The sequence below is a fragment of the Psychrobacter sp. S4(2024) genome (assembly GCF_036861305.1).
In the GTDB taxonomy this organism is placed as follows: domain Bacteria; phylum Pseudomonadota; class Gammaproteobacteria; order Pseudomonadales; family Moraxellaceae; genus Psychrobacter; species Psychrobacter cryohalolentis.
Genome location: NZ_JAZAQR010000003.1, coordinates 657280 through 679753 on the forward strand (window position 1 = coordinate 657280; position 22474 = coordinate 679753).

Annotated in this window: 17 protein-coding genes; 9 read left to right on the forward strand and 8 right to left on the reverse strand. The window is 43.7% G+C overall.

What is annotated here, in order from left to right; genetic code table 11:
• Positions 1-5 precede the first annotated feature (5 nt).
• The 5 genes from VLA57_RS10595 to nirB form a co-directional block, all read right to left on the reverse strand.
• Positions 6-347: a DUF3817 domain-containing protein gene (locus VLA57_RS10595; RefSeq protein ID WP_133104355.1), complete on the reverse strand. Its 342-nt coding sequence runs from the start codon at positions 345-347 to the stop codon at positions 6-8.
• A 175-nt stretch (positions 348-522) separates the two neighbouring features.
• The gene (locus tag VLA57_RS10600) at positions 523-1485 is read right to left on the reverse strand and encodes an acyltransferase (RefSeq protein WP_133104356.1); all 963 of its coding nucleotides are present in this window, start codon (positions 1483-1485) and stop codon (positions 523-525) included.
• 356 nt (positions 1486-1841) lie between these two features.
• Positions 1842-2492, reverse strand: coding sequence for a hypothetical protein (locus VLA57_RS10605; RefSeq protein ID WP_133104357.1), 651 nt, complete (start codon positions 2490-2492; stop codon positions 1842-1844).
• Positions 2493-2618: 126 nt separating this feature from the next.
• A complete protein-coding gene (gene nirD, locus VLA57_RS10610) occupies positions 2619-3026 on the reverse strand; it encodes a nitrite reductase small subunit NirD (RefSeq protein ID WP_133104358.1) in 408 nt (135 codons plus the stop codon).
• 45 nt (positions 3027-3071) lie between these two features.
• The gene (nirB, locus tag VLA57_RS10615) at positions 3072-5681 is read right to left on the reverse strand and encodes a nitrite reductase large subunit NirB (protein WP_133104359.1); all 2610 of its coding nucleotides are present in this window, start codon (positions 5679-5681) and stop codon (positions 3072-3074) included.
• A gap of 594 nt (positions 5682-6275) precedes the next feature.
• Between nirB and VLA57_RS10620 the strand changes: the two genes are divergently transcribed.
• The 5 genes from VLA57_RS10620 (at position 6276) to cobA (ending at position 15762) form a co-directional block, all read left to right on the forward strand.
• Positions 6276-7787, forward strand: a complete 1512-nt coding sequence (locus tag VLA57_RS10620; RefSeq protein ID WP_133104360.1) for a NarK family nitrate/nitrite MFS transporter — start codon at positions 6276-6278, stop codon at positions 7785-7787.
• A 2-nt stretch (positions 7788-7789) separates the two neighbouring features.
• Positions 7790-9946: a protein kinase domain-containing protein gene (locus VLA57_RS10625; RefSeq protein ID WP_333954886.1), complete on the forward strand. Its 2157-nt coding sequence runs from the start codon at positions 7790-7792 to the stop codon at positions 9944-9946.
• Between the two features lie 80 nt (positions 9947-10026).
• Positions 10027-11457 (forward strand): NAD(P)/FAD-dependent oxidoreductase, encoded by a 1431-nt coding sequence (locus VLA57_RS10630; RefSeq protein ID WP_133104362.1) that lies wholly within the window; start codon positions 10027-10029, stop codon positions 11455-11457.
• Entirely contained in the window at positions 11454-14723 is a 3270-nt protein-coding gene (locus VLA57_RS10635; protein ID WP_133104363.1) for a molybdopterin-dependent oxidoreductase, read from the forward strand. The genes VLA57_RS10630 and VLA57_RS10635 overlap by 4 nt, the downstream gene beginning before the upstream one ends.
• Positions 14724-14832: 109 nt before the next feature.
• Complete coding sequence (gene cobA / locus VLA57_RS10640) at positions 14833-15762, forward strand: uroporphyrinogen-III C-methyltransferase (RefSeq protein WP_133104364.1); 930 nt, start codon at positions 14833-14835, stop codon at positions 15760-15762.
• A 58-nt stretch (positions 15763-15820) separates the two neighbouring features.
• On the opposite strand, the gene VLA57_RS10645 is transcribed toward cobA, so the two are convergent.
• Complete coding sequence (locus tag VLA57_RS10645) at positions 15821-16705, reverse strand: LysR family transcriptional regulator (RefSeq protein WP_133104365.1); 885 nt, start codon at positions 16703-16705, stop codon at positions 15821-15823.
• A 173-nt stretch (positions 16706-16878) separates the two neighbouring features.
• On the opposite strand from VLA57_RS10645, the gene VLA57_RS10650 reads away from it, so the two are divergent.
• Both VLA57_RS10650 and VLA57_RS10655 read left to right on the forward strand, forming a co-directional pair.
• Entirely contained in the window at positions 16879-18018 is a 1140-nt protein-coding gene (locus VLA57_RS10650; protein ID WP_133104366.1) for an alkene reductase, read from the forward strand.
• Positions 18019-18190: 172 nt separating this feature from the next.
• Positions 18191-18406 (forward strand): hypothetical protein, encoded by a 216-nt coding sequence (locus VLA57_RS10655; RefSeq protein ID WP_083759467.1) that lies wholly within the window; start codon positions 18191-18193, stop codon positions 18404-18406.
• A gap of 489 nt (positions 18407-18895) precedes the next feature.
• On the opposite strand, the gene VLA57_RS10660 is transcribed toward VLA57_RS10655, so the two are convergent.
• The gene (locus VLA57_RS10660; protein ID WP_133104367.1) at positions 18896-19831 is read right to left on the reverse strand and encodes a LysR family transcriptional regulator; all 936 of its coding nucleotides are present in this window, start codon (positions 19829-19831) and stop codon (positions 18896-18898) included.
• A 99-nt stretch (positions 19832-19930) separates the two neighbouring features.
• Here VLA57_RS10660 and VLA57_RS10665 point away from each other — a divergent pair, with 99 nt between their 5' ends.
• A complete protein-coding gene (locus VLA57_RS10665; RefSeq protein ID WP_133104368.1) occupies positions 19931-20365 on the forward strand; it encodes a DMT family transporter in 435 nt (144 codons plus the stop codon).
• Positions 20366-20373: 8 nt separating this feature from the next.
• A complete protein-coding gene (locus VLA57_RS10670; protein ID WP_133104383.1) occupies positions 20374-20835 on the forward strand; it encodes a DMT family transporter in 462 nt (153 codons plus the stop codon).
• Positions 20836-21415: 580 nt separating this feature from the next.
• On the opposite strand, the gene VLA57_RS10675 is transcribed toward VLA57_RS10670, so the two are convergent.
• Positions 21416-22336, reverse strand: coding sequence for a glutaminase (locus VLA57_RS10675; RefSeq protein ID WP_133104369.1), 921 nt, complete (start codon positions 22334-22336; stop codon positions 21416-21418).
• Positions 22337-22474: the final 138 nt, after the last annotated feature.

Genomic DNA, 22474 nt, shown 5'->3' on the forward strand with positions numbered 1-22474 from the left:
TTGTCTCAAATAACTTTCTTGCTTTTCTTTAGGCTCTTTTTTAACCAATGGTCAAATATGAACGGACCAAATGGTAAGAACGAGCCAAGCACGCCGGCAGGGATCGCCCATATAGGCATTTTTATCTTGACGGCTGTGCCCATGAGTACAACAATATAGGCGATGAATAAGCCACCGTGAGCCATACCGATATATTTTACCCCTTCTGGAATGTCCATCATATACTTTAGTGGCATAGCGATGCAGAGCAACAGTAAAAACGAGGTACCTTCTAGATAACCTATCATTGTAAGCGTTTTTAATGCTGTACTTTGTTCTGTTGTAAGATTAGAGGCGGGTTCAAACATTGGCTGAGCCTGTGGCACTGTATTTTCCTTTTGTCATCGACATATAAGGTATGGTCGTTTAACGAGGTAAGCAATAATAGCAGCCGTAGGTTGCTATTATTGCCTTTAGTGAAAAAACCAATAGAACGGTCAATATATGTGCAAATAAAACAGATTAAGTTAAAAAGCTTGCAAGCTAAGCATCAAGGGCAGGGGGCTTACTTTCAAATTCAGCAAGCATCTTAGTAATGAGCTGGTCTTTTTGCTGCCAAACTTGCTCAACCCAATCAAACATTTCTGCTTTTATCGCCTCATCAGTCTCATAGCCGCCATTTTGAACACTGGCAAATAAGTCATCAGGCATATTAATATGTCTGACATCGACGCCCAGACGCTTGATATTGCCTTTCCATAAGTCGCCATATGTCGGCACACCATCAGGATAGACGATGGTCATATCTAAAATACCATCGATATCTTCGCCAAGCGCACTAATCGCTAGTGACAAACCGCCCGCTCTTGGTTTAAGCAAATGCGTATAGGGCGACTGCTGCTTATCCCGTTTTACGGTGGTAAAACGTGTGCCTTCTAGATAATTTAACAGCGTAAAAGGCTTGTCTTTCAGTAATGCACAAGCGCGTTTTGCTTCTTCGATATCTTTGCCTTTTAAGGCAGGATTTTTCGCAATCGCCTCTTTAGAATGTCGACGCATCATTGGAAAATCGAGAAAATAGAAAGCTTGCCCAATGACCGGAATATATATCAGCTCAAACTTGGTAAAAAATCGCGTCAATGGCAAACGCTTTTCACTAATATATTGCACGATACTGGTATCAACCCATGATTGGTGATTGCTTACCAGTAAGTACTTGCCCTTGGTATGGATATCGTCAGGTAGGCTGATACGCCAGTCTTTATCCGGCAGGATATTATCGATCATCGCGTTATTGCTGTTAATCCAATAATTGGTCACATCAATGACCGCTTTATCAGCAATCGCTGCGCCAGTAACGGCTTTGGCTGCACCCATAATCCATACAGGGGGACCTGCCAACATACTATTAAAGGTAATAACGCCTGTTGCTGTGGTCAGCGAAGCAAGCTTGCCAAGTTTAGGATTGCGTTCATGTAGTTTTTGAACGAATGATTTGAATCGCATGTTAAATCCTCTTAACCTTACATATTATAAGTGATTAGTAACGTAGTGGCATAATACTAGCAGAAATCGATAGGCGTGTTTACGTAATTGGTTTGGCTTTACATTTCACCGTTAGTCGTGGATATACCTAGTAGCTGATAACTAATAGCTAATAGACGTCAATCGTATTTGATTTATTTTTATATCAAACTAGGTTTATAATGTACCGTTAATATTTAGAGGGTTTACAGTCGATGATCGAAACGAACACTCTTGAGCTCACGACAAGCCAAAAACAATAAAAAATCCAGTGCTAAATAATTAACACTGGATCAATAAGACCAATCAATCAAAGTACCAATTACTCAAAGTACCACTTAGCCTTGTAGCTGATCAATCATACCTTGGTATTTGTCTTTTTTCTCAGCAATCTTACTACGCTCTTCTTCTGCATTGTCTACCGATTCTCCAGAGTCTGCCACTTTCTTATCAAAAGCTTCTAACTCGGCAGTTTTGGCATCCAAAAGTCTGTTAAGCATAATAGCAACCGCTTTTTCAGAAACGTCAAGCGTCATATTAGAAGCTTCAGACGTAAAATCGTCTTTAAGCTTAGCAGCCCATTGATAGATATTAGCTATCGTCGCACTATGCTTGTCTTCATTTTCAGAATCAGACTTATCCTCTTCGTCAGATTTCGCTTCTTTTTTGTCAGAAATTAAGTCATCTTTGAGCTTAGAAGCCCATTGATAGATGTTCGCTATCGTCGTACTGTGCTTATCTTCTTTGGCAGAATTATCATCTTGATCGTCTTTATTGGACTCATCATCCTTGCCAGACTTAGTTTCTTCATCAACCTCATAGTCTTTGTCAGCATTGTAATCTTCAAAATCACCGTCTTCATAAACGACAGTATCACCTTTTACTACTTCTACGCCTGTTACCGCATCATTTGAAGGCGTTGTCGCTGCACTCTCAAGAGACTCTAAGGCATTTTTAATGTTATCGTTATTAGTAGACTTGTCAGACATGATTTATGATCCTTTTAATGGCATTAAGTGAAATATATTTACCGCCAATATTATGCCAGTACAATTTTTTATTCAGTATCTTAATGTAAATTACATGTTTCAATTTGCTAAAAAGACGGCTACGCCTTAAACAACTTCCATTTCTAATAGTGTTGTAGATGACGCTTCTAACTGATCATATTTTATCACCACATTATTACCTTCAAGACTGGTATCAAGCTCAACATGGTAAGTAGCAAGCGTGACACTTGTATCATCTAAGCATTGACCGGTGGCAAGGTTAAATCTCTGCTTATAAATAGGTGAGGCCACATACAGTACCGCTTCATCAATGCCAGCATCGTTGGTAACAGTAGTGCCTCCAATTAACCCTCTAGATAATACATTGGCTTGACTAAACGGGTCATAGTTATCAAGCGCAAACAGCTTAGCATCCTTAGTGCGAAAAATTGCCACTTGTTTACCCTCTATCAGTGCGCAAACACCAGTCTCAGGGAGTATGTCTTCTAATTTACAAACGGTATACTGGTTCATTGGGTGATCCTTATTCGTATATGATCGGAAAGTGTTAAACGTTGATTAAGCCAGCTCGGTCACTAAGATTTGAGTTTTTTCAGTATCGGTTGCGGGGCGGATCTGCTCGCGCTCGGTGACAAAGACAACGTTGTCATCTCCTTGCTCGCTATTGACGAAGTGACGGAAACGTTTGAGCTTTTCGCTATCGGTTATGGTGGCTTTCCACTCACACACATAGTTGTCGATCAGCAGTTGCATCTGCGCCTCTAGCTCATCAGCGATGCCCAAACTGTCTTCAATAATGACCGCTTGTAGATACGCCAATCCGCCATCTAAGCTCTCGCGCCATTTTGAGGTACGCTGGAGTTTATCTGCTGTTTTTATATAAAACATGATAATACGGTCGATGTATTTGATGACCGTGTCGCTATCAAGATCAGTGGCAAACAACTCGCCATGACGCGGGGTCATACCACCATTACCACAGACAAATAAATTCCAACCATTTTCGGTGGCGATAATGCCAAAGTCCTTGCTTTGTGCCTCCGCACACTCACGCGTACATCCGGACACGCCCATTTTTATCTTATGCGGTGAACGCACCCCTTTATAACGGTCTTCTAATCTTAATGCTAAGCCGACACTGTCATCGACACCATAGCGACACCAGTTATTACCCACACACGATTTAACCGTTCGCAGTGACTTACCATAAGCGTGACCAGTCTCAAAGCCAGCTTGCACCAATTGTGTCCAAATATCAGGCAGTTGGTCTAAACGTGCCCCAAATAGATCCACGCGTTGACCACCTGTGATTTTGGTATACAAATTAAATTCCTTGGCGACTTGCCCAAGGATGATCAGCTTATCGGCGGTGATTTCACCACCTGGCACACGAGGTACGACAGAATAGGTGCCGTCTTTTTGGATGTTGCCTAGATAATAATCATTGCTGTCTTGCAACGGTGTCAGTTCAGGCTTGAGCACATAATCATTCCAGCATGAGGCCAAGATGGAGGCGACCGTAGGTTTGCAAATCTCACAGCCATGACCGTTACCATGCTCATCCAACAGAGCATCAAATGTTCTAATACCATGAACACGAATCAAGCTATAGAGCTCTTGACGGGTATAAGCAAAGTGCTCACATAAATCATTATTGACCTCAAACCCAAGGGTCGTTAACTGATAGCTTAAAGTGTCTTTCACCATAGGCGCACAGCCACCACAGCCTGTACCTGCACTGGTACAGGATTTCACTTCTGCAATGGAGTAAGCACCGTTCTCAACCGCCGCGCAAATAGCCCCTTTGGTGACGTTGTAGCATGAGCAAATCGTGGCGCTATCTGGTAAATTTTCTATACCCATCGTTGGTTTTTCAACGTTAGGTAAAATCAGGCTTTCAGGATGGGCAGGCAAGTCGATATTGTTGAGATATAGCTGTAATAGATTGTTATAGTCTTCGGTATCACCAACCAATACCGCGCCAAGCAAGCGCTTATTATCAGACGTTGTGACCAGTTTCTTATAGATACCTGTCGCAGGATTTTGATATAAATAGCTCAAACTGTCTGCGCTTTTGCCATGGGCGTCGCCAATACTACCAACATCCACGCCCATGAGTTTGAGCTTGGTGCTCATATCAGCGCCTGTAAAGGTTTGCGAATGATCTCCTGAAATTTGCGCCGCACAAGTACTCGCCATGCTATAGCCAGGCGCCACTAAGCCAAATATTTGGTTATCCCACACCGCGCATTCGCCGATAGCGTAGACATGCGCGGCATTGGTGCGGCATTGTTCGTCAATTAAAATACCACCTCGTGCACCTATCTCAATACCGCACTCAGGATTGTTTTTGATAATGCCATCTTGCGGACGAATACCTGCACTAAAGACGATCATATCGGTGTCAAGCGAGGTATCATCGGTGAATTGCATGGTCAGCTGGCACGGATTCTCACTAAAGGTGCTCAGGTTTTTATGTATCGCGTCGCTATTATCAATAATGGCTTGGGTATTCTTACCAATCAATACTTTGACGCCAAGCGCCTCAATTTTTCGTTTCAAAATTTCACCGCCAGCAGCATCAAGCTGAACACCCATCAATTGTGGGGCGAACTCTACAACATAAGTTTCTAACCCTAAAGTGACCAGTGCTTTTGCTGCCTCAAGTCCCAGCAGTCCACCACCCACGACCACACCCTTTCTGACTGTTGGGCGCTCAGCAATGGCAAGAATGTCATCTAAATCGGCAATGGTTCGGTATACGTGGCAATGCGGATGTTCACGCCCTGGAATGGGTGGTACAAACGGATAGGAGCCTGTCGCCAGCACCAGCTCACCATATTCAATCTGCTCGCCAGCTTCAGTGATGATGTATTGATTGGTCGCATCGATATCTACAATGCGCTGATTCAGATGCAATTGAATTTGGGCGGCGGCATAGGCGCTCAAATCAACCAAATTTAGCTTACTGATATCTTTATGCTCAAAATAGCTCGATAAATACACACGATCATAAGCCGGACGGTCTTCTTCTGCAAAGACATGAATCTCAAATTTCTCATGTAGCCCTTGTTCTATGGCTCGCTCAACGAAATGGTGCCCGACCATACCGTTACCAATCACCACTAACTTAGCTTTATTTGTTGTACTCACTATAGTGCTGCTCATGCGCTTATCCTTAGTAATGGGGTTGTCTAAATATCGTGATCTAAACGTTATGATGTTTAGTAATATTTAGTGCCTACACCAATTACACCTTCAATAACTGTGCCAAGCACTGTTATATAGCGCTTTGTATTAAAGGGGATTGCTAAAAAATTCAGACGAATACGTATGACGCTCATCGCGTATTTACAAGGTCGCAAGGCATTTATGAGGAGGTTGATGATGATGGTAAATAAAACATTAATCGATCATTTGGCAATGAGGTGATAAGTATTGATGCACTAAAGTGGACAGATTCATGCACCAATTTGATTACATTTATAATGAGTGGCATTTCTTTATGTTTCTCAATGATACAAGGGCATCATGTTTTTTAAGAGATGAATCGGTTTGTGATAGTCGCCTGTAAGTCTGCTATTACAAAGCATTGACGCTTTCACCAAAGACGATGGTTTGCCTCTACAATGATTTTTATGACGGCAAATGGCACAGCCATTGCACCCCCTTAAGTGTTCTAACTGCTCATTCTGTTTAACATAACTTGTTCTTATAACTTTTTATGTTGGCCCTAAAGTTTGCCATTTAAGGAAATCGCTTATGTCGTCATCGCCACCATCGAACCCCGCTGCGCCAACTAAAAACAAGCTTAATATCTTATCTTTTACAGGTAAGAATAAAATTCTCCATCTTGGTTGGATGGCTTTTTTTCTGACCTTTTTTGTGTGGTTTAACCACGCACCATTCTTATCTGCCATTGGTGAGACCTTGAGTTTGACCAAGGATCAAGTCAAAACCTTGTTGATATTAAACGTCGCTTTGACTATTCCAGCTCGAGTCATTATTGGCATGTTGACCGATCGTTTTGGACCGCGCCTCGTCTATACCGCCATTTTGGCAATTGGCGCCATTCCCTGTTTTACCTTTGCCTTTGCGCAAGATTACAACGCGCTGGCACTGTCCCGTTTTTTCTTGGGTTTTGTGGGTGCTGGGTTTGTGGTGGGTATTCGTCTCATGAGTGATTGGTTCCCTGCAAGTGAGCTGGGTACTGCTGAAGGTATTTATGGCGGTTGGGGAAATTTTGGTTCTGCTGCTGCTGCGCTGCTGTTACCGACAGTAGCTATTATTGCTGCTGCTATATTTGGTGGTGATGAAGGATGGCGTTATGCGACGGCCACCTCCGGGGTGGTGATGATGCTCTATAGTGTGATTTTTTATAAGATGGTGCGTGATACGCCTAAGGGTGCGACGTATTTTAAACCCAAAAAGTCTGGCGCCATGATGGTGACCTCAACAGGTGACTTTTGGCTGATGATGGCGTTTAAGCTACCAATGTATTTGGCGTTAGCGCTTTTGGGATGGAAGTTATCACCCGCTGGTGTCAGCTTACTCAGTCAGGCAAGTGTCAATATCGTCTACATCGGATTGGTCGTTTTATATATTTATGAGTTTGTGAGTAGTTATCGCTTTAATAAAGAGGTATTTACGACTCCTGTGCCAAAAGCGCATCAATATGATTTTAAGCAAGTCGGTATCTTAAATATTTTATACTTTGCGACCTTTGGCTCAGAGCTTGCCGTAGTGTCTATGTTGCCGCTTTTCTATCAAGAGACATTTAATCTATCAATTGTGATGGCAGGGGTTTTGGCATCTAGCTATGCGTTTATGAACTTGATGTCGCGACCGGGCGGCGGCTGGCTCAGCGATAAGTTTGGTCGCAAAATAACGCTGCTGATTTTGACCGCAGGTTTGGCTGTTGGTTATTTATTAATGGGTATCGTGGATTCAACATGGCCAATTGCACTGGCATTATTCATCACGATGTTTTGCTCTTTCTTTGTACAAGCGGGTGAAGGTGCTGTGTTTGCGGTTATTCCACTGATCAAGCGTAGCATGACCGGACAATTTGCTGGCATGACCGGCGCTTATGGCAATGTTGGCTCGGTTGTTTATTTAACTGTATTGAGTCTGGTCTCTTATCAAGTATTCTTCATGGTGATTGCCGCGACCGCCGTCGTTGGCTTCTTTGCGCTGTTCTTTTTAAAAGAACCTGAAGGCGTCATCATCGAAGAGATGCCTGATGGCAGCTTTGCCCAAATTAAAGTGAGCTAATTATGCAAATGAATGAGGCACTGTGGCAGCTTGATTTTCATACCATGCAAGGGCGTAAGTCTGAAAATCAAGACAGCTTGCTAACAACAACATGCTTGCCATATGACAAGCTTTCAGCATCAGTGTCCAGCAGCAGCAACGATAGATGTCACTATATGCCCTGTGCGCCTTTATTGGTGCTGATGGCTGATGGCGTCAGTGCCTGTCAGTTCCCCAAACAAGCCAGTCAATTGGTGGTCAACACTGTCACGCACCATCTTACCTTAGCACTTAAAAATAAAGCAATTGAAGAGATGGTATTGGCAGAGAACCAATCGCAATCAGCAAACATAGACTTTGATGACAATCAAGTTGCCATTTTGATTCGTGAGGCGGTCAATAAAGCCAATGACGCCCTCTATTTCCCGCAAGTCTATGAGCGCGTGCCACCACTATTATCCACCTTATCAGGTCTACTATGTATCGGCGACCGTATCCATCTGTTTCATACAGGCGACTCGCGTATTTACCGTGTCGGTTTAGAGAGTATAAAAGTGCTCAGTAAAGACCACCGCATTCACCATGGGCAAGATAAAGGCGCGCTATCCGCCGCTATTGGCGCGGATACGATGGTCGAGCTCCAGCAGTCAGTATTTACCTTGCATCAAAATGAATGCTTAGCACTGATGACAGATGGCGTCTATGAGTCTATTGCAGCGTCCGAGCTCCAGTTTGAGCTATGTTCAGCAGTAAAGGCGCTGTGTCAGCCGAGTCAAACGATAGATACGACGGATAATAGCTCGAATGACGGGGCAGTGAATAGTCTTAGCATCAGCCAAAGCATATGCGAGCAGGCGTTTAACGAGGGCAGTCATGACAATTTAAGTATGGTGATACTCGGTATGAATGCGCAAGCGCTCCATAAGAAAAAGACAGCCAATAGCGCTCATACTAAGAACAATAGTGATAATGAAAACGCTAGCTTTCATGATATTCATCGTTATCAGTTATTAACGGGCTTAGAAGTGGGGGCGCGGATTGATGGTTTTATCGTCAAGCATATTATAGCCTGCACTGCCCGTAGCGAGGTGTACTTAGTAGAAGATGAGCATCAGCATGAGTTTGTGCTCAAGTCTCCAAGCCTTGATGCAGCTACTGATGGACACTATCTGCGCGAATTTCTAAAGGAGCGTAAAATCGGTTTGAGCTTATCTAAGCACAGACGGGCAGGCGAGCCTGCCTATAATCAGGCAGATCCTAATAATTCATCTAGCGACAGCAGCCTTACAAGCATCAGCGGCATAAAACCCTATCAAGATGCGAGCTCAGCGCTTAGTTCTTCAGGATTGCTACGTTATTACCCCGTACCAGCGAGTAGTACTTATTTATACCATCTGACCGAATATATTGAAGGCGAAAGCCTCAGAGATTTTATNGATGCGAGCTCAGCGCTTAGTTCTTCAGGATTGCTACGTTATTACCCCGTACCAGCGAGTAGTACTTATTTATACCATCTGACCGAATATATTGAAGGCGAAAGCCTCAGAGATTTTATGGATCGTCATGCGCCTTGTGATGTGTGGCAGACCTATGATTTGTTAACCAAAATAGGCATGGCGGTTCGGGTGATGCATCGAAACTATCTATTGCATCAAGATATCAAGCCGGAAAACATCCTATTGACCACATCAGGCGCGGTCAAATTGATAGATTTTGGTTCAGCCAGCTCTTCCATACTTAAAGACAGTACGCGACCACCGAACGGTGATTTGCACTATGCTGCACCAGAATATTACACCGATGCACCAAAAGGTGTGCATTCTGATTTATTTTCCATAGCGGTGATTGGCTATGAGCTGCTAACAGGTGAGCTGCCATTTAGCTCGCAAGCGTTGATGCATTCACATCAAGCAAATCATACATTAACCCTACCTACTCAATTATTACGTCAGTACCGTGTACCTGCTGCCAGCCAGCAAGCGCTAATGCGTGCGCTGCTTGCTAATACCCAAGCTCGCTATCAAGCAATTGGTGAGTTCTTACAAGATTTTAACCCTGAGAATCATAATTATATTAGCGACCCTGAGCCGCTCATCATACGCAACCCATTACTGGTATGGCATAGCATTTGCTTTATTCAATTTGTGCTCATTTTTTCGCTGTTGGCTTATTTCTTATAAGCGCAGGCTTTAAGCACAAAAGACACTCTGACACGCCATTTAATTAATGCTGCGCGTTGCGGCTAAGGGATTTTTTGCTCATGTCATCAGATAGATCAAAATTAACAATACAGACAACGTCTCATGCTCATTTAAATGCGGGTATTGTCATTATTGGTGCTGGCATGGCAGGCAGCCGTTTTGCCATTGAGCTGGCACGTGCCCAGCAGCAAAGTAAGTCGCCAAATAACCAAAGACCATTACCGATTACCCTTATCAGCAAAGAGCCAGAGGTCGGCTACAACCGCATTATGCTATCACCAGTACTGGCAGGAGATAGCGCCTTTGAGGATACTTATTTATACGAGCAATCAGAGTATCAACAGCTGGGTATCACCGTATTGGCTGGAATTTCGGTTGACACAATAGACATCAAACAGCAATCCATTGAGCTTGATAATGGACAGACGCTGGTGTATGCCAAGCTGGTTATCGCTACAGGTTCAAGCGCTCGAATCATTCCTTTTCCTAATTATGATGCTAAAGGCGTGCACGTGTTTCGAGAAGTAGCCGATGTAAATGCACTAACCGCATATGCACATCAAGGGAAAAAAGGTCTGGTGATTGGGGGCGGGGTATTAGGGTTAGAGGCCGCGTGTGCTTTGGCTTCTCAAGGAGCAGATATGACGGTTGTTCATGTGGACAGCTATGTACTGAACCGACAGCTTGATTTGCCCGCCGCTGAGCTATTGCAAGCAGAGCTCAGTTGTCGAAATGTCGGACTTGAGGTATCAGCGATCACTGAATGTATAGCGGTCAACAACCAGCATGAAGTGTGCGGATTGTTGCTAAAAGATGGGCGCATGTTGCCAGCAGATTTTGTGGTCATGGCAGTGGGAGTGGTACCTAATATCACATTGGCAAAAGACAGCGGACTGACGGTCAACCGTGGCATCATGGTCGATAATTATATGCATACCAGCGCTGCCAACGTATACGCTATTGGCGAATGTGTGGAGCTAGACGGTGAGCTGTTCGGTATGGTGGCGCCCGTCAATCAGCAAGTTGATACCTTAGTTTCTGTCCTAAAAGATGCGAGGATATCAAACGATGGCTTAGCATCCAGAAATAATTGGCACCCCTTTACTAGCAAACCGCTGTCTTTAAAGCTAAAAGTATCTGGCATCAGTGCTTTTTCAGCAGGGCAAGTCGACTTTGATGAGGAGGAAGCGGCGGCTATCGAAACCATCACTTATCAGCAAACCAGTATAAATCACTATCATTGCCTCTATCTTAGAAACAATAAACTGATCGGCGCTGTACTCTACGGTGAGGTCAATGAGGGCAGTTTCTATAGCCAGCTGATTAACAGCAATAGTGATATCGCGCCTATAAAAGCGGATTTAATATTTGGCGAGGCTTACTGTGATTTGGAGAAAATAACGACAGATAATGAGGCTAACGGAGACATGGATAACGATAGCGATCTGGATTTATTAAGCGCAGCAGACATAGTAGGAGCGGCGTCATGAGTGAAGTGATCTTGAGTAATAAACCAAATGCTAGTCAAGAATTAGAAAGTGGTATACGCCGATCTGATCACAAATCTAATGACATGATCAATCCTTCAAAAACGGCTCTTATTGCCACTTATACTGAAGAAACGACGTCCACCATACGTACCACTTGTCCTTACTGCGGGGTAGGGTGTGGCGTCCTAGCCAGTGTCGATGCGACAGGGGTAGTGAGTGTCAAAGGAGATCCTGAACATCCTGCTAACTTTGGTAAATTGTGCTCAAAGGGCGGTGCATTGGCGCAAACCTTAGGCAGTGAGCGACGCTTAACTGAGCCTTACTATCAAAACAAGCAAGCGGTAATGCAACAACATCGACCCACGCAATTGGGTAATGATTTTAACGCTATCGACATATCTGATGAGCCCCTTATAAAGCCTACCGATTGGAATAACGTCTTAGATGATATTGCCACGCGCTTAAACGACACTATTGCTAAGCATGGTCGCGACAGTATTATGTTTTATGTCTCAGGACAGCTGCTCACTGAGGATTATTACGTCGCCAATAAGTTTATCAAAGGCTTTATCGGTAATAATAATATTGATTCCAACTCACGCCTATGTATGTCTTCCGCAGTAGCAGGGCACAAACGTGCCTTTGGCGCTGATTTGGTGCCTGGTAATTACGAGGATTTAGAGTCCTGCGATTTATTGGTGCTGGTGGGCTCAAACATGGCATGGTGTCACCCTATTTTGTTTGGACGTTTTTTAGCTGCCAAAAAAATTGATCCCAGTAAAAAGCTTATTGTCATTGATCCGCGTCGTACGGATTCCTGTGAGTTCGCAGATTTGCACTTACCAATAGCAGCGGGCACCGATACGCATTTATATAATGGGTTGTTGCACTATCTTAAGCAGCAAGGTTGTTGCGATGAGCATTACCTCAATCAATGTAATGATGTCGATCTCGCTTTGGAGGCTGCCAAGACGTGGAGCATCGACAAAGTCGCTCAAGCATGCAAAATCAGCGCTGACCTCATACGCCAGTTTTATCAGCTAGTCGCTGCCAATGACAAGACAGTGACCGCGTTTAGTATGGGTGTTAACCAATCAAAGAGTGGCACCGACAAGGTCAATGCCATTATCAATAGTCATCTGTACACCGGACGCGTAGGAAAAGTAGGCGCCAGTCCGTTTTCACTTACTGGTCAGCCAAACGCCATGGGTGGCCGTGAAGTCGGGGCGCTGGCTAATTTGCTGGCGGCACATTTAGATTTGAGTAATGGTATTCATCGTCAACTGGTGGCTGACTTTTGGCAGGCACCGCAGTCTATTGCGCCAGAGGTGGGCATCCAAGCTTGTGATGCTGCCGATGCTATCTTAGATGGGCGTATCAAAGCCATTTGGATTATGGCGACCAATCCAGTCGTGAGCTTACCTGAAGCGGATAAATTTCGCCGCGCATTAGCAGCTTGTGACTTGGTCATTGTCTCTGACTGCTCGGTAGACAGCGATACGGTTAAGTGCGCAGATATTGTATTGCCAGCCCAAGGTTGGGGCGAAAAGTCAGGCACAGTCACCAATTCTGAGCGGCGCATCTCACGCCAACGGGCTGTAAAGCCTGCACTCGATCTTGCCAAACCTGATTGGTGGATACTCTCGCAAGTGGCGAGGCGTATGGGGCTATCAGGGTTTGATTATGACCATCCTAGTGAGATATTTAATGAGTACGTGGCGCTCACTGCTTTTAAGAACGACCCTAATCAATCAGAATCGAAAAAGAATCAACCGCGCTATCTCAATTTGGCTAAAGACTTACCAATGCCAATCCTAAACCGTTCTGACTATGAGGTAATGAATCCCTTTCAGTGGGGCGGTGCTCGTATTACACCCACTCAAGTAAAACTCATTGCTATTACGCCTTCAGATAGTGCTAGCCTGCCTAATTTTCATCACTTCCATCAACATCAACGTCGGCAGAAGTCGAATAAGAGCGATGTCAAGAATAGAGATAAGCGGCATAACACTGACTTCAACCCATCAACCGTGAATCTACGCCTGATTACGGGCAGAATACGAGATCAGTGGCATACCATGACACGCACAGGACTGGCGCCACAGCTCAATCAACATGAATCTGTGCCGACACTGACTATCCATCCTAATGAAGCCAAACAACTCGGTGTTGAAAAGGGCGACTATGTGCAGCTACATCCTCGCTATGAGCAGAGCCTGCCGAATAGTGAGGCGACAACTATTGATACTAATAATTTTAGTACAGATACAGATAATATAGAGCAAACAGTTTTAGCGCAAATCGTCATCAGCGATAGTATGCGTGTTGGTGATGCCTTTATGCCCATGCACTGGAGTAATGCCTTTGCTAGCTTTGCACGAGTAGGAACACTCATTCCGATTGTGGTCGATCCACATTCAGGACAGCCTGAGCTAAAAAACTCAGCGATTCGCATGAGCGCCGTGCCTATGCAGACACTTGGCAAGATTATGGTGCATCCTGATTTTCAGGACACCATATTAGTGCACTTGCGTGCGATGACTGCTCATTTTAAGAAGGAAGCAATAGCGGGTGAGTCGCAAACAGCGTCTACAAACTTTGAGTTAAATGATGCAGGTTCGTCTCTCTCACTACCAGCGCTGACATGGAGTATCAGCAGGCAAGCCAATAGTGTGCTCATTACCCTTGCCAGCCCAGCCGAGCGCACAGCTAGGCAGTTGCTTGACCCTAAATTTTGGCAGCAGTTTATCGATGACTATCAAAAGTCTGTATCAGACAAGTGGTTGACTGGCAATGCCGACGATACTCTGACGGTTAATAGCGCTTTCACCTTGAGTAAACCAGAGAAGCAACTACGCTTTATCTCGACTCAGTCGGAGGTGAGGAGTGAAGCGTTAAACCATATACCAAGTCCTTTAGACTCTGCTATGCCGAGTGATCAGCTGCTATTAGCTATTTATTTTGCACCAAAATTGATGTATTTGCCTAGTACACATTGGCTTGACAGCTGCTTTGGCAGTACCGATGCCATACCAGTACAGCAGCGCTATAAATGGCTGCTGGCAGGTCGTCCAGCTACTGGCTATATCGATCCAGGTCCGTTGGTGTGCTCTTGCATGGCAGTCGGAGAAAACATCATTATCAATGCAATCACCAAGCAGCAGTGTCATAGCGCACAAGCAGTGGGCAAAGCGTGCCGTGCTGGTACCAATTGCGGCTCGTGTGTGGGTCAAATCAATGCGCTTATTGAGGAGTATGCGTCATAGCTGTCTTATAACTTCTTTATAACCGCCTTATGAAATACAACCAATTGATCAATATGGCATAGGGCTTGCACCGTATATTGCACTAACAGCATCATTAGGAGTCACCGTCATGACGGATTCATCTGCCTTTATCGCAACACTACCTCCAAACGATTTATCTAATAAAAAGTGTGTCGTCAATGCGCTAAACACGCCATTAAATATAGCAGCTACAAAAGTAGGTACTGTGCATTTAGTCGGTGCAGGCTCTGGTGATCCTGAGCTGCTCACACTAAAAGCTTTGCGAATCATGCAGCGCGCTGATGTGGTGCTTTACGATAGCCTAGTCTCAGAGGATATATTGGATATGTGCGAACCAACAGCGGAAAAGATATTTGTTGGTAAACGCCGAGCCAATCATGCGCTGCCGCAAGAAGGCATCAATGAGCTGTTGGTCAAGCACGCGCTGGCAGGTAAAACAGTTGTAAGACTCAAAGGCGGCGACCCTTTTATCTTTGGGCGCGGCGGCGAGGAGCTTCAAGAAGTGGTGCGCCATGGTATCTTTTTTGAATCTATCCCTGGTATTACTGCCGCCAGTGCCGCTGCTAGCAGTGCAGGTATTCCATTGACGCATCGCGACCATGCGCAGGCAGTGAAGTTTGTAACGGCATATAAGAAATCAGGAGCGCCAAATAATAACTATGACGAGCATTTAGATAGCACCCAAACCATCGTTTTTTATATGGGATTGCATCAGCTAGATGAATTGACCGAAGGGTTAATAGCAGCGGGACGAGATAGCGCGACGCCTTTTGCGGTGATTAGCCATGCCAGCTTGCCTACGCAGCAACTGCTCATCGGCACGCTTGGTAGTATCGCTAAGCAGCAAGCTGAAGCGAAATTACCAACCCCAGCATTACTGATTATGGGCGATGTGGTGACGCTATATCATGAATTTGCAGACTACAACCTTGGTACATTTGGTAAGCGTGCAGTCTGCAATATTAAGCAATCCATCACTGATAAACATCTTATACCTACTTTTGAGAGTGTTGCATAAAATATAGGGTTAGTCTAAATGCTCAATAAGATGACTTTAAGACACGCTAATCCTTTAACTATAAATTTCGTAATTGCTTAATTAACCAGCGATGTATACCACTGTCACTGGTACGTGGATGCCATGCTGCAATTACCTTAAAGGTAGGCGGTAATGCTTCGATTTTAATCTTTTTAACTTTATTATTTGGTAGTAGTCGTGCAGGATAAAAGGCAATCATATCGGTGGTATGTAGGATATCTGGCACTGCTGAAAAGCTAGGCACTGACATCACAATATGGCGTTTAAGCCCTTTCTCTGCAAACCATTGATCATGCGATCCGCGCAAATTGGCCCGCGAAGGCGATACCACCAGCTGCGGGTGTGCGGCAACTTGAGCCAGTGTGAATATCTCTGTTACAAAGGTATTTTTATAACCCGTCACACATAAATGCTGCTCTTCAAATAGCGTCACATACGATAAATTATCAGGGATAAACTCTGGAAAAGTAATCAGCAAATCAAGTTCGCCTGCCGCAATAAGCTGATTGATATTGTCTGAGGCAAAATCTCTCACTATCAGCCTTAAATTAGGCGCTTCACGGCGTGTGATACTAAACAACTGCGGCAATAATGCCTGCGTCGCATAGTCGGTTGCACTAATCGTAAAGACGCCTTTGTAGGTTTGCGGCGTAAACACTTCTGGCTCTAACAATACTTCCAACTGCTTTAATATCTCGTCAATCGGTTGCTGCATCGCTAGTGCTTTTGGTGTTGCCACCATGCTATTGCCTTGACGAATAAACAAACGATCATCAAACAAATCCCGTAGCTTACGCAACTGCTCGCTAATCGCTTGTTGTGTCAGTCCCATTTTGCGCGCAACTTGCGAGAGGTTTTGTAGATCAAGCAGCGCCTGCAATACCCTAAGCTGCTTGATATCTAGCCGGTTCATACCATTCATAACACTCACCATTAATAATTGTACCATAAACAAGAAAGGCTTGTTTCTAATTGTACCCATAAAACTCTATGCTGACCAACATTGCTTAAGTAATCATTAGATTGGTTATTAAGCATCAAAACAGACTAAATACATTCAATAATAAGCCATCAGCTGCTTTAAAAGAGACATTTATGACACAAACCATTCTAAATACAAATACACTATTTTCCTCTGTACAACTTGGACCTTATACCCTTAAAAACCGTATCGTAATGCCGCCATTGACACGCTCTCGTAGCACGCAGCCTGACAATATTCCTAATGACTTAATGGCCAGCTACTATGCACAGCGTGCGACAGCAGGTTTTATGGTGACTGAAGGTACACAGATTGAGCCACGAGGCCAAGGTTATGCATGGACGCCCGGGATTCATTCACCAGCCCAAGTTGAAGGCTGGAAAAAAGTCACGCAGGCAGTACACGCTAAAGGCAGTATTATTTTTGCGCAGCTGTGGCACGTTGGCCGCGTGTCTCATACCAGCTTACAGCCGCAAGGTGCTCAGCCTGTAGGCCCATCAGCGATTGCTGCTGACAATGTAAAAGTATTTATTGAAACAGGCCCAGGTACAGGCGCATTGGCCGATCCAAGTGAGCCACGCGCACTGAGCACAGAAGAAGTGGGTGAACTGGTCGCTATGTATGCGGCAGCCGCACGCAACGCATTAGAAGCGGGTTTTGATGGGGTAGAGCTACATTGTGCCAATGGCTATTTGGTGAACCAGTTCATATCTGAGCATAGTAATACACGTGATGATCAATATGGTGGTTCGTTGACCAATCGTCTGCGTTTTTTAAAAGAAGTGGTCGCTGCCGTCAGTGATGTGGTTGGTGCTGATCGTTTAGGCGTACGTTTTGCGCCTTTATTTGCCAGCACGGATGAGACTCGTGTGTATCTAGGGCTGGTAGAAGCAGACCCTCATCATACCTATATTGAAGCGATTAAGGTGCTTGAGCAGGCTGGTATTGCTTACTTGTCTATTGCAGAGGCTGATTGGGATAATGCTCCAGATTTGCCAGAGCCTTTTTACCAAGCTGTCAGAGCTGAGTTTTCAGGACGTATTATTTATGCGGGTAAGTATACTGTGCAGAAGTGGGTCGATATATTATCTAAAGGTTATGGGGATTTATTTGCTTTTGGTCGTCCTTTTATTGCTAATCCCGATTTACCTGAACGCATAGCCAATGATTGGCCACTCAATGAGGCAGATCCTGCCACGATGTATGGTGGCACTGCCATTGGCTACAGTGATTATCCTCGCTATCAGGAATAGCAAAGCAGCTGAGCATTGAATGAGATAAGGCCATTAATATTAATGGCCTTATTTTTATTTATAAATTTGAGACTTGTTGGATATTCACAAACAGTCAATCATCAAGCGACAATTATTGTTTTTTTTCGCTTAAACATCTTTCTTTTATCATTTTATCAATAGGTAGCAGGCAATGAATCAGAATACTAAAGACAGACTGATACGTATATTAGTAGGATATGTCGGACTTTATCCGACGCTCTTAATCGTATTAACGTTATTAAAGCCTGTGACTCATGGTCTAAGTCTGCCAGTGGTGGTATTGATTGAAACCATAATACTCGTGCCGTTGACGCAGATGGTGTCATTTCCACTAGCAGGCTGGCTCATTGAGCGTTTAAGAAGATAACAGGCGTTGCTCTTTGCCTAGTTTGGATATGGGTTTTTAAGAGTATTGATTGAGATGATAAATGATTGATGGCACGGGTAAGTTTATAAACCAGGTAATTGAGTTGATTGGATTTCAGCCGGATATTAAAAACAGCACTCTATAATAAGGAGGAAAATAAATGGTTCATGAACCTTGATATCTGACTTAGACTGAGTACAACAATTCCCATTTATTATAGAGTGTGCATGAGAGCAGATAAGTATTCGAAGGCTTGATTCTGCGCTTATCAAGAATTTCTCTATGATCACCCGAAAGGTCAGCAGATTTTCGAGCGCAAATGAACAAAAGCGTAAAACAAAGTAAAATGAGCATCCATCAATCTTGTACTTTCTACAACAATGAATAACCTGAGTTAGAAACGCTCCTGAATGGGTACAATTACATATTCCTATTGCACCTTTTCCTGATAAGGTGCATGGATATTTATTGCTTTAAATTCTTGTTTTTTTAATTGAGTTGCCAGTAAAGAGGACGACCATAAACCTTAGCAAAATAATCAATTAATGTTCTAACATTTAGAGAGACATGACGAGTATGAGGGTAAATAGCTGCGACATGTTGAGGTGTGGTTTTGACGGCCGTACTATAATCAGGTAATAGCTTGATAAGCTCACCGCTCTTTAAATACTCACCGATGAGCCAATCTGGAAAAAGCACAATCCCCATACCTTTGAGTGCAGATACCAATAAAGATTCTGCATTATTGGACATCAATAAAGCGGGTGCTAAGAATGGCGTCCAATCTTCACTTTCTGTTTTAAAAAGCCAACGATTGGGTCCTGTTGATCCTTTATATACTAAGCATTTATGATGTGTCAGATCTGCTGGCACTTGCAGTTTACCATGCGTGTTTATGTACGATGGAGAGGCGGCAAGATGATAGGTTTGCTCGCCAAAAATACGCGCATGAAAGGCGGAGTCATGTAACGTGCCAATTCTAAAAATAACGTCTGTTGCATAGTGATGCGGATCAATAAAGTCATCCGTTAAACTCAAATCTATCTGTAATTTAGGATACTGAGCACTAAGCTGTGGCAGCCAAGGTGCGATATGTCGTTGTCCAAAAAATACAGGAGCGTTGATTCTAATTAAACCACCCGGTTCTAATGTCCTGTCTTGAAGCTCCTGCTGTGCTGCACTCATGCTCTCGGTCATGGATTTTGCATAGCGCATAAATACGCGACCTGCCTCAGTAGGAGTAACAGCGCGTGTATTACGGTAAAAAAGCTGCTGTCCCAGTGAGTCCTCTAACTGTTTGATAATACGTGACACTTTAGAAGCCGAAACGCCTTCTTTTCGAGCCACTACAGAAAAACTCTGAGCGTCAAAAACCTCTATAAAAAATAATAGTGTTTGTATGTTGATGGTATCTACCGTATTCATTTGTGCAACTTATGCAAAGGTCATTTTCGTATTATAGCGTTTTTTAATGGGTATACATTGCTGTAAGCTGCAGCGTATTGCTCATTAAGGATTTTTTTCATGCACATTTTATTGATATTCATTGTTGTGTTAGGCGGCATGGGGTTGTCTGTTGAAGCAGGATTACTTGGGCCTTTAGGGAGTCAGGTAGGCGAGCTGTGGGCAACATTGAGCATTTTTGGTGTTGGCGCTGCTTTAACATTCTTTTTGATGCTGTTTTTTAGTCCGCGAGACAGCCCTTCCTTTTTCTCACAGCCGCCTTTGCTACTGGTTGGTGGTATTTTAGGGCCTGTTTATGTGGTGGTATTAACCGTGGTGACGCCTGTTATTGGCATTGCGCTGACGATGATTGGGATATTGGCTGGGCAAGTATTTCAGAGTTTAATCATAGATCATTATGGTTTATTCGAAACCATGGAACGAAAAATAGATAGCAAACGAATTATCGCTTTATTTTTCATTATTGCCGCACTTGTTTTTATGGCAAAAGGATAACCTAAATGATGCTTATTTTAATGATTGTATTAGCAATAATTGGCGGTGCAGCTTTGAGCATTCAAGCGGCATTAAATGGTCGCCTTGGCGGCAATGTTGGCGTATTTAAAAGTGCCTTTTTAACCTTTTCTGTGGGTGCAGTAGTAACTGCCTTGCTCATTTTCTTTTTTGAGCCAAATCATACCGTTACTTTGATGGATGTCCCTAAATGGCAATTGCTTGGTGCCTTATGCGGTGTGCCTTACATTGTCATTATGGTGGTTGCGGTGCAGCGTATTGGGACTGCTGTAGCAACGGTAGCAGTTATTTTTGGTCAGCTGAGTATGAGTGTATTAATTGATAATTTTGGTTGGTTAGGTAATGAGGCGATTAGCCTTTCAGGCAGTCGAATAGGTGCTTTGGTTTGTTTGGCAATTGCGCTTTATTTTATTTATGCTAGCAGCAAGTCTGAACCTAAAGAGGCTCAGTAGTGAGCTATGCTGAAGAAATTGTAGAAACTAATATGGGAGGTTTTAATCAGACAGCTCGATCATAATGACCCATGCTGTTGATTTTATAGTCAATAAGTTCATATCTAACACTAGCAGTTCGATGCTTGTATAGCGTACCGTTGAACTAATCGCAGATCATTATGGTATTCCAATTAATTAGATTTTGTTAATGCTAGTGCTTACATTTAGCTAAAAATACTGGTAAAAAATCCAAGCCTGAAGGCACTGGTTCATGGATTCAAACGCTCCCTAGGTAACCTATCTTAAATATTTCTGAGCCTCTCTTTTAGATACGGCTCAATTAAGTCTAGAAGAATAGGAAATTTATAAATACCAAGTCAGAATGTATAGGAAAAAGGATTTTCTATACACGTTTGGAAGACACAAAATACGATATCAATATATCCTAAGGGGGTATCAATGGACGCAAATGTGGATCAGAGTATCCGTTTACCGATCCCTAAAATAGAATCGCTACAATCAGGATGTAATACCATCCGAAAAAGCTACGTTATCCGCTGGATTGATAATCAATTAAAAAAGCATTAAGTGATCGCTTTCAATTCGAAAAAACTGACCAGCCCGTTTTCTGTACCAGCATCTCTAATGCCTTTGACCCAAGTTTGGAATTTCCTACGTGATCAAGCCCTGGTGACCAGACTGCGATTGAGCCTTTACCTGGCGCTATCGTCAAAATACCGCCACCAACACCACTTTTACCCGGTAGCCCGACACGGTAGGCAAATTCACCAGCGCCATCGTAATGACCGCACATCATCATTAAGGAGTTTATCCGTCGAGACTGCTGTGCATTAATCACTCGTATCCCTGTGTGTTGATTAACACCATTAGACACTAAAAAAAGACCCGCACGGGCTAACTGCTCACAACTCATTGCAATCGCGCATTGATGAAAATAAACACCGAGCACCTTATCTACATCGTGCTTTATATGACCAAAGGACTTCATAAAGTGGGCTAAGGCGGCATTTCGATCTCTGTGATCCATTTCAGACGCTGCCACTTTATGGTCAAAACGGATCGAATCATCATCGGCAATAAAGTGTACAAACCGCAGAATTTCACCCAAGGTTTCTTTCGGCTCATGTCCCATCATAATGGCATCCACCACGGCAATCGCACCAGCATTGATAAATGGATTACGCGGTCGACCCGATTCAAACTCCAATACCGTGATTGAGTTAAAGGGATCGCCAGATGGCTCACGACCAACATGGGTCCAAATCGCATCACCTAACTTGCCAAGACCGATGGTTAAGGTAAATACTTTGGAGATACTTTGGATCGAGAATAGGGTGCTCGCATCCCCTGCTACATATACCTGCCCATCAGGTGTCGCTACGGCAATACCAAACTGGTTCGGATCGACATGCGCCAGTTGCGGGATATAATCTGCCACTTTTCCACGATCAGTTTCAAGGGCCATCTCTGCGGCAATATCATTAAGAATCTGTTGCATATGAGTTGGGTAACCGTATTTCTACTGCGTTGTTAGATAATAGTGATTTTAACTGAATAAAAGGTGATAAGGATGTAAATATTATATTTTAATTCAGGTCTATTGAAGTGAATTGCACTCAGATTCTCGGAGATTATT

What these genes read in the sequence shown, in the direction of transcription:
- VLA57_RS10595 (WP_133104355.1), bottom strand. Translation starts at nt 347, where the DNA reads ATGTTTGAACCCGCCTCTAATCTTACAACAGAACAAAGTACAGCATTA.
- VLA57_RS10600 (WP_133104356.1), bottom strand. Translation starts at nt 1,485, where the DNA reads ATGCGATTCAAATCATTCGTTCAAAAACTACATGAACGCAATCCTAAA.
- VLA57_RS10605 (WP_133104357.1), bottom strand. Translation starts at nt 2,492, where the DNA reads ATGTCTGACAAGTCTACTAATAACGATAACATTAAAAATGCCTTAGAG.
- nirD (WP_133104358.1), bottom strand. Translation starts at nt 3,026, where the DNA reads ATGAACCAGTATACCGTTTGTAAATTAGAAGACATACTCCCTGAGACT.
- nirB (WP_133104359.1), bottom strand. Translation starts at nt 5,681, where the DNA reads ATGAGCAGCACTATAGTGAGTACAACAAATAAAGCTAAGTTAGTGGTG.
- VLA57_RS10620 (WP_133104360.1), top strand. Translation starts at nt 6,276, where the DNA reads ATGTCGTCATCGCCACCATCGAACCCCGCTGCGCCAACTAAAAACAAG.
- VLA57_RS10630 (WP_133104362.1), top strand. Translation starts at nt 10,027, where the DNA reads ATGTCATCAGATAGATCAAAATTAACAATACAGACAACGTCTCATGCT.
- VLA57_RS10635 (WP_133104363.1), top strand. Translation starts at nt 11,454, where the DNA reads ATGAGTGAAGTGATCTTGAGTAATAAACCAAATGCTAGTCAAGAATTA.
- cobA (WP_133104364.1), top strand. Translation starts at nt 14,833, where the DNA reads ATGACGGATTCATCTGCCTTTATCGCAACACTACCTCCAAACGATTTA.
- VLA57_RS10645 (WP_133104365.1), bottom strand. Translation starts at nt 16,705, where the DNA reads ATGAATGGTATGAACCGGCTAGATATCAAGCAGCTTAGGGTATTGCAG.
- VLA57_RS10650 (WP_133104366.1), top strand. Translation starts at nt 16,879, where the DNA reads ATGACACAAACCATTCTAAATACAAATACACTATTTTCCTCTGTACAA.
- VLA57_RS10655 (WP_083759467.1), top strand. Translation starts at nt 18,191, where the DNA reads ATGAATCAGAATACTAAAGACAGACTGATACGTATATTAGTAGGATAT.
- VLA57_RS10660 (WP_133104367.1), bottom strand. Translation starts at nt 19,831, where the DNA reads ATGAATACGGTAGATACCATCAACATACAAACACTATTATTTTTTATA.
- VLA57_RS10665 (WP_133104368.1), top strand. Translation starts at nt 19,931, where the DNA reads ATGCACATTTTATTGATATTCATTGTTGTGTTAGGCGGCATGGGGTTG.
- VLA57_RS10670 (WP_133104383.1), top strand. Translation starts at nt 20,374, where the DNA reads ATGCTTATTTTAATGATTGTATTAGCAATAATTGGCGGTGCAGCTTTG.
- VLA57_RS10675 (WP_133104369.1), bottom strand. Translation starts at nt 22,336, where the DNA reads ATGCAACAGATTCTTAATGATATTGCCGCAGAGATGGCCCTTGAAACT.